Below are 13,000 nucleotides of genomic sequence, written 5' to 3'. Positions count from 1 at the left end.
CTAGCCGGTCTTCACAAGCCCAGGCTTGCCAACAACGCAATTGCGTCCGCCCTTTTTTGCCTGATAAAGTCGTTCATCCGCGGTCGAAAGGACAGTTGTGAAGCTTGCGCCGTCAGTGTCGGCTGTCGCCACACCGATGCTGACGGTAACGGGCTTGCCATCCGGCGTCTTGACGCTGCTCGCTATCGTCCAGCGCAAGCGTTCGGCAAGACGAATCCCCTCGGCATGGTCGGTTGCCGGGCAGACCGCGACAAACTCCTCGCCACCAAAACGGAAGACACGGTCAGCCGATCGCAAAATGGTCCCGAGGCGAAGCGTGATCGCCTTCAACACCTCATCTCCCTGCAAATGCCCGAAGCGATCGTTGACGTCCTTGAAATGGTCAGCATCCAGAATAATCACCGTAGCGAACTGGCCTTGCCGCAAGGCTTCGCGCACCATAACTGGCGCTTCCATCTCCATACGTGTGCGATCGTAAACACCTGTTAGAACGTCCCTGCCCGTCCGATTCAGCAGATCGTTGTAACGCTCGCGGAAGGTCAGGTCGCTGAAGATATCGCTAATCGGTCGCACGCTTGCCGGAATACCACTGCGGCGGATCCAAATCTCGTAGATGGCAAAGAGCCCTGTGTAGATGCAGACGGCGAACATTTTTGCTCTCCACCCGTCCCAAAAGGCGGAGGCCGGAATATCAAGGAAATAGTGCAATGCACCGAAGAACCCGATCTGGTCGAAAGTCAGGAGGACGAAGCCACAGATCATGAAGCGTAAAATGATCCTGCGCCTCAGATAGCGGCCAAGGCGCTCGTACAGGAGGATGATGCCAATGGAGTCGAGATAGAGGAGCGTTGTGCCCCAGACCATGAGCCAGCCCATTTCCTTGAGGAAATCGACGTTCGCGCCGTCGCCGCGCGGGAGATCGATCGGGGTGTGAAACTGGAGCAGCCAGGCCACAGCTACCGTCAGGATGTTGCCTAGAAACAGCCCGTAGATCGGTTGGCGAACCGTAGCGGCATCCTCTTGCAGGTACAGCATCAGAATCATCATCAGCTTGCCGGTGAAAAACACCGACGACCCGGGCGACGCAGCGCCGAATGGCAACGCCACGTAAAACACTGCCGCAAGGTAAGTTTCCATGAAATGCATAACGCCGAGGGCAGTGAGAAACACACCCAGGCCGAGGCGCTGGCGGAAATGCAGCAGCGTTACCATGAGCGTGAAATAACCAACGGCCTCAATGGCAAACAGCAGTAGGTTAACGGCTTGCATCAGGCGCCTCTCGGGTCAGCGCCAGAGACCGCGCCCTGCCAGGAACCAGCGGCGTCAAACATGGGTGGCTGTCTGTGTGTGGTGTAAGGCACGTGGCTGTCCTGCAAGGCTCCAGACACCAAGATTCTTCGCAATTCTTTAAGATTGCGTGAGGATTAGTGCCGTGAAGTTAGCCACCGGAGAAACGGTGTCGGGAGCTGGTCAGACCTGGCGTACCTTTGCACCATCGTTAAATAACGATGGTCCGTTCTGATCGATGATCTGCTGTGCCTTACGCACCGTGCACTCGATCGCATCGTCGGAGGACCCGAACATGTCGGCGCGAATGAAATTGCGCACGAGGACTTCCCCACCTACCGTCTTCTCGATCCGGCCCGCAAGGCGATATTGACCACCCTCTTTCTGCGGCTCGGCGTAGATCGTGCACTCACCGTAGAGCTGCGGCTCGGAAGAGACGCCTGCCGGAGCGTCGGCAGATTTGCCGCCGCCTGAAAACATTGAGAAAATATTGGAGAAGATCGAAGCCATACTCCGCCTTTATCATGGCAGCTCGTGCCGGAAAAGTTAAATGATCAGGTTTGCGAGGATCTCGTTTTCGGTAATGTCCTCGAAACCGATGGCGGCTTTCTCGAAGTTCGCGATGAGCTGCGCGAAATTCTCCGGCGCCTTGGTTTCGATGCCGATCAGCACCGAACCGAAGTTGCGTGCCGTCTTCTTGAGATATTCGAAGCGGGCGATATCGTCATCGGGACCAAGCAGGTTCAGGAAGTCGCGCAAAGCGCCCGGTCGCTGCGGCATCCGCACGATGAAGTACTTCTTCAAGCCGGCGTAGCGCATGGCGCGCTCCTTGACGTCTGGAAGGCGCTCAAAATCGAAGTTGCCGCCGGAAACGACGGCTACGATAGTCTTGCCCCTCAACACTTCCGGATCCAGCGCAGCGATCGCGGTCAACGACAAGGCCCCTGCCGGCTCAAGAACAACGCCCTCCACATTCAGCATCTCGCCAATGGTAACGCAGATCGCGTTCTCCGGCATCAGCATGACCTGCTCGGTCGGGAACCTTGCCAGGGCCGCGAAGTTCAGATCGCCGATCCGTGCCACGGCTGCACCGTCGACGAAATTATCAACCTTGGTGAGTGTCACCACGCGCCCCGCCTCAATGCTTCGCTTCAGGCTCGGCGCTCCCGCCGGCTCGGTAAAGATGAAGCCGGAACCTGGCATAACGCCCTCGAGATAGCTGGTGATGCCAGCCGCGAGGCCACCGCCCCCCACAGGCATCACCACCAAATCAGGTACCGTTCCCTCAGGCAGCTGTTGCAGGATTTCCGCAGCGACCGTCGCCTGACCCTCGATGATATCGGCATGGTCGAACGGTGGCACCATCACTCCGTCGATCGCTTCAACGTGATCGCGGGCAGCCTGGTAGCACTGGTCGAAGAAGTCTCCTGTCAACTTGATGGTGATGAATTCCGCACCAAAGATGCGTGTCTTGTCGATTTTCTGCTGCGGCGTCGTTACCGGCATGAAGACAACACCGGGCACACCGAAATAGCGGCAGACGAAGGCGAAGCCCTGGGCATGGTTGCCGGCCGAGGCGCAGACGAAGGTCTTGCCGCCTGCCCCTTGGGCGATCGCCTTGCGGAAGAAGTTGAATGCTCCGCGGATCTTGTAGGAGCGCACGGGCGACAGATCTTCGCGCTTTAGCCAGATGTCGGCGCCATAACGAGCCGACAAGTGCTCGTTCAGCTGCAGCGGCGTTGCTGGAAAGAGGCTGCGCATGGCCTCCTCGGCGCTCTCCACGTCTTGTCTGGTCACGGTTGTTCGTCCATTCCTGTTTTCGCTCTCGCTATCGCACAAGAGGGCGGAGCGAGAAAAGGCCTACATCCGCCAATATTGTCTACTTCAAAGGTCACCTTTCAAGATCGGAGCTCCAAAGCTGATCGGGTAACGCAATTGTGCGCTATCAATTTGCTCGTGATGCGGCTAAATCGCCGCGATGATCTCAAGTAAATTCGCCAAACCGGCTGCCTGGGTGCTTCTCGCGGCTATTATTTTCGTCACGCTGTCGCCGATCGGACTGCGGCCGCATACCGTGACGTCGGTCAATCTCGACCGCGCGCTCGCCTACTTATTGGTCGGCTTCATGTTCGCCGTCGCCTACCCCCGGCGTTGGCTCACGGTAATTGTTTTTTTGATCTTTGGCTCATTGGCCATCGAATATCTGCAATATCTGTCGCCGACGCGCCATGCACGCCTGCACGACGCTGCGGTCAAGATCGTCGGCGCATCCGCCGGAGTGTTTGCCGGTTACCTGTTGAACAGGGCCCGGATCGCCAAGTCCACAGCAAGTCCTTCGCGAGCGTGACGTGACGCGTTAGCGCTCCTTTGTAATGGGTGCGGCTAGGCTGGACGGCGTTATTCAATAGTAAGCAAGAACGGAGGACGTCCGGGCGACCTTTTTCGAGGCCGCAGCGGCGTCCCGGCTCTGCCAATGCGGCTGTTGTAACCTCTTTGCTCGGCAGCGAAAGCCCAACAGCGCGCGCTAACCACAACACTTGCCAGCAGCAGCCGAGCCGCAGCATGCCGCTGCTTGCACCTGCTCCGCGAGCCACCGGTCACGCGGCTTGCAGCTTGCAGCACGGGGAATGAGGTCGACGCGCACTACGTCATCGCTGACAACAGGAGTTGACGCGCAGTAAAGCTGCATCGGCCGGATCCCATCGCTTACCTCGAACGTCAGTTTCGCCGAGCCATCGAGCTTCACATGGTCGGAAACCTTGCGGATAATCGCGGCAAACTTTCCGGCCGCCATATGGGTGCGGTCGCCTTCCTCGACGTCCCACAGCTGCACGAAAATCTCCGCCCATGCTTCCGGGTTGGCCCCGCAGTCGAGCGCCGAAAACTGTCCGGCTTTGACTTCGGTGACATGGTAGCCCGGCTTTATCGAACGGCCGTCGTAACGGAACACCAGAGGCAGATCGCGGGATGCGGAGAGGGCTTCAAGCAGAAGACCAAGACTGATATCCGTGGACAGGGTCTTGTCGATCGCATTCATCTGGAGTACTCCTTGTTTCAACATTTCAAGGATTGTTGAATTATGGATGAACGTCAAGCCCTCGCTTCGTTTGGCGCGCTCTCACAAGAGACCCGCCTACAGATTGTCCGCATGCTCGTGGTTGCCGGTCCCGACGGCATGGCGGCGGGCACGATTGCAGAAAAGCTCGAAGTCTCGCCCTCAAATGTCTCCTTCCATCTGAAAGAGTTGGATCACGCAGGCCTCGTTAGGCAGCAGCGGGAGGCCCGTTCGATCATCTATACTGCCAATTATGATGCACTTGGCGGCCTCGTGCGCTTCTTGATGGAAGACTGCTGTGCGGGCCATCCGGAAATCTGCGCACCGGCCGTTGAAGTCGCCGCCTGCTGCATACCGACCGAAGGCAAGCTTCAATGAACGGTCCCGGGCTTTCAATGGCTGCGGTTGCAGCTAACGCCGAAGATTTGCGGGATACATTAATGGCGGCGCACCTGCCGACCGATGATCTGGCGGAAGACGGGCGTCACTTCTTCCGGTTTTCGCAGGGCCGTGAAACCGTTGGCTTCGGCGGGCTGGAACTCTACGGGGCAAGCGCGCTATTGCGCTCCGTTGTCGTGATCTCCGACAAGAGGGGCTTGGGTTTCGGTCACGCTATCGCGTTGGACCTGCTCGCTGCGGCCCATGAGAATGGCGCCGACACCGTCTATCTGCTGACCGATAGCGCTGCGCCCTTCTTTCACGAGCTGGGTTTTCGTTCCATCGCCCGTAACGAAGCGCCCGCCGCCATTCTGGCGACGCGGCAGGCTGCAGCGCTCTGCCCAGCATCGGCGGCCTTGATGGTGCGGAGCCTGCCAGCATGAGGGTCGAGCCGTTCCCGCTCTCGCGCCGCCTCGCGTCAGAAGCGATCGGCACGGCTTTACTGGTCGCGACCGTCGTCGGTTCCGGCATCATGGCCGACAGACTGACGAGCGACACGGCGCTCGCGCTGCTCGCCAATACGCTGCCGACGGGTGCGATCCTTGTCGTGCTTATCACCATCCTCGGTCCGATTTCCGGCGCGCATTTCAATCCCGTTGTCTCGATGGTCTTTGGGCTGCGCCGCGAGCTGCACGCCGCTTCTGTTCCTGCCTATATCGGCGCACAAATCCTTGGTGGTGTTGCAGGGACGATGCTCGCGCATGCGATGTTCGATGTGCCACTAATGCAAGCTTCGGCAACCGTACGGACTGGCGGTGGGCAGTGGCTCTCGGAAGTGATGGCGACCTTCGGTCTCATACTGGTTATCCTAACCGGCCGCAGATTTCACGCCGATGCCGTAGCATGGCTGGTCGGCCTCTACATTACCGCCGCTTACTGGTTTACAGCGTCCACCTCATTTGCCAATCCGGGCGTCGCTATGGCCCGCTCGCTGACGAATACGTTCGCTGGCATCCGCCCGGTCGATCTGCCGGGCTTCATCGTCGCGGAAGTCCTTGGTGCCTTGCTGGCGTTGATGGTTGCAGGTTGGTTGCTGATGGATGCCCGCAATCCTCAAACTCTCACTGAGACGGAAGCCACGCCATGACCATGGAAGTCACCATCTACCACAATCCCGATTGCGGCACGTCGCGCAACACGCTCGCGATGATCCGCAATGCAGGCATCGAACCTGTTGTCATCGAATATCTGAAAAATCCGCCGAGCCGCGAAGAACTCGTCAAGATGATTGCGGATGCAGGTTTGACCGTGCGCGAGGCAGTTCGCGAAAAGGGTACCCCCTATGCCGAACTCGGCCTCGACAATCCCGATCTTACCGATGACCAGTTACTCAGTGCCATGTTGAAGGACCCGATCTTGATCAACAGGCCGTTCGTCATCACGCCCATCGGCACACGGCTGGCTCGGCCCTCGGAAGTTGTTCTGGATATCTTGCCCGATACGCACAAAGGCCCGTTCGCCAAGGAAGACGGCGAGCAGGTTCTCGATGCCCACGGCAAACGCCTTGTCTGAACGAGTGCCGCTTCTCGCCGTGCTTGCGCTCGGCGTCACACAAATCATCGGCTACGGCACTCTCTATTACAGCTTCAGTATCCTTGCCCCCGACATGGCCATTCACTTTGCGTGGCCGAGCGAATGGGTCTTCGGCGCGCTCTCGGCAGCTCTTCTGGCCGGTGGGCTCACAGCTCCCTGGCTGGGAGTGATGTTCGATAGGGTCGGTGCGGGCCGGGTGATGACCATTGGTTCCCTTGCGGCTGCTGCTGCTCTCACCGCCTGCGCCTTTGCGCCTAACAAGGCTGTCTACGTTGTAGCGCTCGTCGCTGTCGAGGTCGCTGCCAATCTGGTCCAGTACGGCGCGGCTTTTGCGCTGCTTGTGCAAATCCGACCGCAGGTCGCATCTCGCAGCATCACCTATCTAACCCTCATTGCTGGCTTTGCCTCGACAATATTCTGGCCGATCACCACCGCGCTGCATGCATATCTCAGCTGGCAGAACGTTTACTTAATCTTCGCCGTGCTTAACCTCGTCATCTGCGCTCCGATCCATGAATGGCTGTCTCGGGGACGGCGCCGCATGCGCCGGACAGCACCGGCTCCGACCGATGCTCCGCATGTGGACGGAAATTTACCGCTTGGACGCCGACGGCTCGGCTTTGCCATCATGGTCGCGGGTTTTTCGCTGATGTCGCTCGTCAGCTCGGCCATGCTGGTGCACCTCGTGCCGCTGCTGTCCGGTCTTGGACTTGGTGCAACCGCCGCCCTTGTCGGGACGCTGTTCGGGCCGTCGCAGGTTGGCAGTCGGCTGATCAACATGGTCTTCGGGAAAAACCTGCCAGCACTTCATCTGGCCGTGATTGCCGCGATGCTTATTCCGGGCGGCGTCGTAGTTCTTCTGCTTTCGGCTCCATCCGTGCCGGGGGCCATGGCCTTCTCAGTGATCTTCGGCATGGGTAACGGCCTGTTCAGCATCGTCACCGGCACGCTGCCCCTGCAGCTTTTCGGCAGCGATGGCTACGGCAAGCTACAGGGGAAGATAATGGCGGCACGGCTCATCCTTTCCGCCGTCGCGCCGTTTGTCCTCGCCTTCGCGATGAAGAATTTAGGCGTCACATCGTCGCTCGGCATTACCGCCGCACTCGGTGGGCTTTCGATCGTCGCCTTGATTTCCATCGCAACATTGCGGTGAGACCGCGCCCGTATGTACAGCGGCGAGCGAACGCACAAAAAAAATGCGCTCGGTTCAGTAGACCCTCGCGTAGGCCCACGACCTTCTGCCTTCGGCCTAACGGAAGCTGCTTTATTCAATATTACGAAATAATTTCAAGATGGTGCGAGCGACGGGGATCGAACCCGTATGACCGAAGTCGAGGGATTTTAAGTCCCTTGCGTCTACCAGTTTCGCCACGCTCGCGCAGGCTCCTCCTTCAACGACTGATGCGATTCAGTCAAGAGCTACGCGGTGTTTCTCAAGAATTGCGAAGCTAGGCGAATAGAATAGCACCGGCAACGGTGGGTTTGAGCCGAAAACAAGGAACGGGCATCCCCTGGTAGAATAGGGAATTCATAATTGTTCAATCTGGAAGGGAAACAAATATAATGATAGCATCATATAAGCCATCCTCGGGGCGAATACGACAATTCTACAGTCAGCATCTTGGTAAAAATGCGCACCGACCCTTCCGCAAGCGGTGCAATAAATCGACTGCCTAGGTTCAAAGGGAAAACGAGTATATTGGGCCCGCTTCGACGGGAGGAACCAGCGGGAGCAGCCAACTTAATGCAGCAATAGGAATGAAGATGAAGCGCTGCCAGCACGGGCGGTAACGTCCGTTCTTCGTATTTTTCTTGGCTTCAAAAAAGGAGTTATGAAATGAAGAGCAACCTTGGCATTTACAGTCTCTTCGCCTTTACAGTTGCATCAATCTTCTGGGCGCAGACGCCTGACGTTCTCGCCCAGGAGCCTCGAAAACCGAACATCCTGTTCATCGTGTCTGACGACACCGGGTATGGCGACCTCGGCCCCTATGGCGGTGGCGAGGGGCGCGGCATGCCGACGCCCAATATCGACAAGCTTGCCAGCGAGGGAATGACCTTCTTCGACTTTTATGCGCAGCCGAGCTGCACGCCCGGTCGCGCGGCCATACAGACCGGCCGCATCCCTAACCGAAGCGGCATGACTACCGTTGCTTTCCAAGGCCAAGGTGGCGGATTGCCGGCCGCTGAATGGACACTCGGCTCGGTCCTGAAACGCGGCGGTTACCACACCTACTTCACTGGAAAGTGGCATCTCGGCGAGGCCGACTACGCATTGCCGAATGCCCAGGGCTATGACGAGATGAAATACATCGGGCTCTACCACCTGAATGCCTATACCTACGCGGATCCGACCTGGTTTCCCGACATGGATCCGGAACTGCGTGCAATGTTCCAGAAGGTCACGAAGGGCGCGCTGTCCGGCAAGGCCGGTGGGCCGGTGACGGAGGACTTCAAGATCAACGGCCAGTATGTTGACACGCCCGTGATCGACGGCAAGGAGGGGGTGGTCGGTATTCCTTTCTTCGACAGCTATGTCGAGAAGGCCGCTCTCGAGTTTCTCGATGACGCCGCCAAAAGGCCGGACGAACCGTTCTTCATCAACGTGAATTTCATGAAGGTGCATCAGCCCAACATGCCGGCCCCGGAATTCGAGCACAAGTCGATGTCGAAGTCGAAATATGCCGACTCGATCGTCGAGCTCGACGCCCGCATCGGCCGGATCATGGACAAGCTGCATGAGACGGGAATGGACCGCAATACGCTTGTCTTTTACACGACAGATAACGGCGCCTGGCAGGACGTCTATCCGGATGCGGGATACACCCCCTTCCGCGGAACGAAGGGTACCGTCCGCGAGGGCGGCAACCGGGTTCCGGCGATTGCCGTCTGGCCGGGTAAGATCAAGCGTGACGTCAAGAACCACGAACTCATTGGAGGGCTCGACCTGATGGCGACATTCGCCTCAGTTGCCGGCGTGCAGCTTCCCGACAAGGATCGCGAGGACAAGCCCATCATCTTCGACAGCTTCGACATGACGCCTGTCTTGGAGGGAACGGGGAAATCGCCGCGCAAGTCGTGGTTCTATTTCACAGAGAACGAACTCTCTCCCGGCGCCATACGTGTCAACAATTACAAGTTCGTCTTCAATCTGCGTGGTGACGACGGTCACGCGTCGGGCGGCCTTGCGGTTGATTCCAACCTGGGTTGGAAGGGGCCGGAAAGCTATGTTGCCACCGTCCCTCAAGTGTTCGACCTCTGGCAGGACCCGCAAGAGCGCTATGACATCTTCATGAACAACTTCGCCGAACGCACCTGGATGGGCGTCGTCATGAGTGAGGAGCTCAAGAAGATCATGGCGACGTACGTCAAGTATCCCCCAAGGAAGCTTCAAAGTCTTGGATACGACGGCCCCATCACGCTGTCGGACTATGAGAAATTCCAGTGGGTGCGAGACGCTCTTGCGAAGGAAGGCGTGAACATTCCCATGCCGACCGGCAATTAGGACGACGCTCAACGCTGGCGGCCCAGACCATTACTGGGCCACTCGCTCGCGTGTTTCCACGATCCTGGAGTAGAATCCATGTCCGCTTTCAGTGAACTCCGCAGATCGGCACTCAATGCGGTGCTGTCCGTCGTCGTCGCACTTCTCCTAGCGCCCTCCGCGCACGCACAGAACGACCCGCTGCCATCATGGAACGACACCGCTCCGAAGGCGGCCATCCTCTCCTTCGTCGAGAAAGTGACAAAGCAAGGTTCGCCCGAATTCGTCCCCGAACCAGAGCGCATCGCCGTCTTCGACAATGACGGGACGCTGTGGGTCGAGCAACCAATGTACACCCAGCTCGCCTTCGCCTTGGACCGCGTCAAGACGCTCGCGCCACAGCATCCGGAATGGAAGGACGTACAGCCGTTCAAGGCGGCACTTGAAGGTGATATTAAGACACTGGCAGCATCGGGCGAAAAAGGCCTCCTGGAGATCATCCTAGTCACCCATACGGGGATGACCACCTCCGAATTCGAGAAGGTCGTCACCGACTGGCTTTCGACGGCACGCGACCCAAAATTCAAGCGACCCTACACGGAGCTCGTGTACCAGCCGATGGTCGAACTGCTTTCCTATCTGCGTGCCAACGGCTTCAAGACCATCATCGTGTCGGGGGGCGGCGTCGAATTCGTGCGGCCATGGGCGGAGAAGGTCTACGGCGTTCCGCCGGAGCAGGTCATCGGCTCCTCGATCAAGACCCAGTTCAAAATGCAGGACGACACACCGACCCTTTACCGTCTGCCTGAGATCAACTTCATCGATGACAAGGCCGGCAAGCCGGTCGGGATCAATCAGGAAATCGGCCGCCGTCCCATAGCAGCTTTCGGCAACTCCGACGGCGACCTTGAAATGCTCCAGTGGACGACCATGGCAGGCGCACCCGCGCGGCTCGGCATGCTCGTTCACCACACGGACACAGAGCGCGAGTATGCATACGACCGCGACACCGAATTTGGCCGTCTTGACAAGGCGCTCGATGCGGCCCCGATTGCCGGCTGGACCGTCATCGACATGAAGGCCGACTGGAAGCAGATCTTCAAGGACTAGAAGTGGGGTCTCTACGGGCGGAAAGCGTTGGAGATGACCTGTGACATCAGTCTTCAGCGTTCACCAAAGCTGACGGCTTCCTGCCCGTCAAACTTGGCATATGGGTCCGATCCTCGTCGCTCGCACAATCAGGCAGCGCTCGAGTCATATCAGACGGCAAGCGGCACTTGCTCTTTATCATCGCTTGCGAATGTGCTTGTATGCGCGCGCCAGAAGGTCCGCGGTTGGGGCTGCGCATAGTTGTAAGCTGTCTTGTGGGAGTAAGGCGATGGTTTACGATTGGGATGGCACGAGAACGCGACGTCTCAAACTGTTCCGGGCGGGAACAGCATTCATGATCGCAATTGCGGTTCTCGGAATACCGCTTCTTTTCTACGCAGCGAAGCTGCACGACCTCTACGGCTGACGCAGTCAGCAACTCTTCGCTGAGTGCGAGCGGGCGCGACCCCGAGGGCCGCGCCTTCCGGCAATGGAGCCAATTAGCCCAGCTTGGCCGCGATCTTGGCGACGTGCGCACCCTGATACCTGGCCGCTTCCAGTTCGATCGCGGAAGGCTGGCGGGAACCGTCTCCATCGGTGATAGTGGATGCGCCATAGGGCGAACCGCCCTTGATTTCATCAAGGCCCATCTGGCCTTGGAAAGCGTAGGGAAGTCCCGCGACGATCATGCCCTGATGCAGGAAGGTGGGGATGAAGCCGAGGATCGTGGACTCCTGGCCCCCGTGTTGCGTCGCCGAGGACGTGAAAACGGAGCCGACCTTGCCAACCAGTTTGCCGGCAAACCAGAGGCTACCAGTCTGATCCCAGAAATTCCGCATCTGCGACGCAACGGTTCCGAAGCGCGTGCCGGCACCAACGATAATGGCATCGTAATCAGCAAGTTCATCGACAGTGGCAATCGGCGCAGCCTGGTCCATTTTGTAGTAGGACGCCTTAGCAACCTCGTCTGGAACCAGTTCCGGAACGCGCTTGACAACGACGTCGGCGCCAGTCGACCTTGCGCCTTCAGCGACGGCATATGCCATGGTTTCGATGTGGCCGTAAGCCGAATAGTAGAGCACGAGTACCTTCGCCATTTACTTATCTCCATCAGGAATTTGCGTTTGAATTCGTAAGCGGTGGAAACTTAGCAGCGCGCTCTCATCAACATAGCCCCACGTGGCAGAACGCACTGTTCAACGGCCATAGACGAAAAAGACGTGGAGCCCGTTGCGTGACCTAGCGGCGGCGACATGGTTTGCAAGACCGGCGAAGGACGCTACCTATGTGGGGACTCAAATGTTCGGAAATTTCCAATGACCAATGAGACAATTGTCACCGCCGCCATGCTTGCAATCGGCGACGAACTTTTATCCGGCCGCACCAAGGACAAGAATATCGGCCACCTCGCCGATATGCTGACGCTTTGCGGCATCGATCTTAGAGAGGTCCGTATCGTCGGCGACGAGGAGATTGCGATCGTCGAGGCTCTGAACGCACTGCGCGCAAAATACGATTACGTCTTCACGTCGGGAGGCATCGGGCCGACCCATGACGACATCACCGCCGATGCCGTCTCGGCGGCGTTCGGGCTGCCTTGCGAATACGATGCTGACGCAATGACTCTACTCAGCGAGATGTATGCGCGCCGGGACCTCGAATTCACCGATGCGAGAAAGAGAATGGCTCGGATGCCAAAAGGCGCGCGCCACATCCGTAACCCGGTCTCCACCGCACCCGGTTTTGTTATAGGCAACGTTCACGTCATGGCAGGTGTCCCGCAAGTCTTTCAGGCGATGGTCGACGCAATCATCCCGACATTGCGCACCGGCTCGCGCGTGCTCTCGCTCGCCATCTCCTGTCCGTATGGCGAGGGCGACATCGGTACGCCGCTGGCTGCGATCCAAAAAACTCACCCCGAGACGAACATAGGTTCCTACCCCCGCTATATCGGGCAAGCGTTCTCAACAGAAATCGTCGTGCGCGGCCGCTCGCAAGCTGCCGTCGACGCGGCGGGAGCCGACGTGCGTGCCATGATCGAGACCATTCGCCAGGCAAAGGAGGTAGCTGAAAACCGCTCGGCGGAGGCCTAGTATGGAGGAGATCCTCCTCGC

General features: G+C 58.4%; 15 protein-coding genes and 1 tRNA gene. 10 read left to right on the top strand and 6 right to left on the bottom strand.

The annotated features are described in order from the left end of the window. From BN77_RS12085 to ilvA, 3 genes are all read right to left on the bottom strand, one after another. The gene (locus tag BN77_RS12085) at positions 1–1,272 is read right to left on the bottom strand and encodes a GGDEF domain-containing protein (RefSeq protein ID WP_208856458.1); all 1,272 of its coding nucleotides are present in this window, start codon (positions 1,270–1,272) and stop codon (positions 1–3) included. A 198-nt stretch (positions 1,273–1,470) separates the two neighbouring features. Then, positions 1,471–1,797 (bottom strand): HlyU family transcriptional regulator, encoded by a 327-nt coding sequence (locus tag BN77_RS12080; protein ID WP_007532112.1) that lies wholly within the window; start codon positions 1,795–1,797, stop codon positions 1,471–1,473. A gap of 36 nt (positions 1,798–1,833) precedes the next feature. After that, the gene (ilvA, locus tag BN77_RS12075) at positions 1,834–3,084 is read right to left on the bottom strand and encodes a threonine ammonia-lyase (protein ID WP_007532110.1); all 1,251 of its coding nucleotides are present in this window, start codon (positions 3,082–3,084) and stop codon (positions 1,834–1,836) included. Positions 3,085–3,265: 181 nt separating this feature from the next. Between ilvA and BN77_RS12070 the strand changes: the two genes are divergently transcribed. Next, positions 3,266–3,634, top strand: a complete 369-nt coding sequence (locus BN77_RS12070) for a VanZ family protein (protein ID WP_007532108.1) — start codon at positions 3,266–3,268, stop codon at positions 3,632–3,634. 177 nt (positions 3,635–3,811) lie between these two features. Here the strand turns inward: BN77_RS12070 and BN77_RS12065 are convergent, their stop codons facing one another. Next, complete coding sequence (locus tag BN77_RS12065; protein ID WP_007532106.1) at positions 3,812–4,324, bottom strand: DUF6428 family protein; 513 nt, start codon at positions 4,322–4,324, stop codon at positions 3,812–3,814. A gap of 42 nt (positions 4,325–4,366) precedes the next feature. Between BN77_RS12065 and BN77_RS12060 the strand changes: the two genes are divergently transcribed. From BN77_RS12060 to arsK, 5 genes are read left to right on the top strand one after another with little or no spacing between them, the layout of a single operon-like run. Then, positions 4,367–4,720: an ArsR/SmtB family transcription factor gene (locus tag BN77_RS12060; protein ID WP_007532104.1), complete on the top strand. Its 354-nt coding sequence runs from the start codon at positions 4,367–4,369 to the stop codon at positions 4,718–4,720. 17 nt (positions 4,721–4,737) lie between these two features. Then, positions 4,738–5,163 (top strand): arsenic resistance N-acetyltransferase ArsN2, encoded by a 426-nt coding sequence (arsN2, locus tag BN77_RS12055; protein ID WP_040677725.1) that lies wholly within the window; start codon positions 4,738–4,740, stop codon positions 5,161–5,163. Next, positions 5,160–5,867 (top strand): aquaporin, encoded by a 708-nt coding sequence (locus BN77_RS12050; RefSeq protein WP_007532102.1) that lies wholly within the window; start codon positions 5,160–5,162, stop codon positions 5,865–5,867. Before arsN2 ends, BN77_RS12050 begins: the two co-directional genes overlap by 4 nt. Beyond that, positions 5,864–6,292, top strand: coding sequence for an arsenate reductase (glutaredoxin) (gene arsC / locus BN77_RS12045; RefSeq protein WP_007532101.1), 429 nt, complete (start codon positions 5,864–5,866; stop codon positions 6,290–6,292). Before BN77_RS12050 ends, arsC begins: the two co-directional genes overlap by 4 nt. Continuing rightward, positions 6,267–7,466, top strand: coding sequence for an arsenite efflux MFS transporter ArsK (gene arsK / locus BN77_RS12040; RefSeq protein WP_040677083.1), 1,200 nt, complete (start codon positions 6,267–6,269; stop codon positions 7,464–7,466). Before arsC ends, arsK begins: the two co-directional genes overlap by 26 nt. A gap of 140 nt (positions 7,467–7,606) precedes the next feature. Here the strand turns inward: arsK and BN77_RS12035 are convergent. Beyond that, a tRNA-Leu gene (locus BN77_RS12035) sits at positions 7,607–7,691 on the bottom strand. A 459-nt stretch (positions 7,692–8,150) separates the two neighbouring features. On the opposite strand from BN77_RS12035, the gene BN77_RS12030 reads away from it, so the two are divergent. The 3 genes from BN77_RS12030 (at position 8,151) to BN77_RS34120 (ending at position 11,313) form a co-directional block, all read left to right on the top strand. Then, positions 8,151–9,818: an arylsulfatase gene (locus tag BN77_RS12030; RefSeq protein WP_007532098.1), complete on the top strand. Its 1,668-nt coding sequence runs from the start codon at positions 8,151–8,153 to the stop codon at positions 9,816–9,818. A gap of 78 nt (positions 9,819–9,896) precedes the next feature. Beyond that, positions 9,897–10,907, top strand: coding sequence for an HAD family hydrolase (locus BN77_RS12025; RefSeq protein ID WP_007532097.1), 1,011 nt, complete (start codon positions 9,897–9,899; stop codon positions 10,905–10,907). Between the two features lie 268 nt (positions 10,908–11,175). Beyond that, the gene (locus tag BN77_RS34120) at positions 11,176–11,313 is read left to right on the top strand and encodes a hypothetical protein (protein ID WP_167540365.1); all 138 of its coding nucleotides are present in this window, start codon (positions 11,176–11,178) and stop codon (positions 11,311–11,313) included. Positions 11,314–11,386: 73 nt separating this feature from the next. On the opposite strand, the gene wrbA is transcribed toward BN77_RS34120, so the two are convergent. Next, positions 11,387–11,983, bottom strand: a complete 597-nt coding sequence (wrbA, locus tag BN77_RS12020) for an NAD(P)H:quinone oxidoreductase type IV (RefSeq protein ID WP_007532095.1) — start codon at positions 11,981–11,983, stop codon at positions 11,387–11,389. 219 nt (positions 11,984–12,202) lie between these two features. Here wrbA and BN77_RS12015 point away from each other — a divergent pair, with 219 nt between their 5' ends. Continuing rightward, a complete protein-coding gene (locus BN77_RS12015) occupies positions 12,203–12,979 on the top strand; it encodes a competence/damage-inducible protein A (RefSeq protein ID WP_007532093.1) in 777 nt (258 codons plus the stop codon). Positions 12,980–13,000: the final 21 nt, after the last annotated feature.

It is taken from the genome of Rhizobium mesoamericanum STM3625 (assembly GCF_000312665.1).
GTDB lineage: Bacteria > Pseudomonadota > Alphaproteobacteria > Rhizobiales > Rhizobiaceae > Rhizobium > Rhizobium mesoamericanum.
This window is presented reverse-complemented; position numbering and strand designations above follow the sequence as displayed.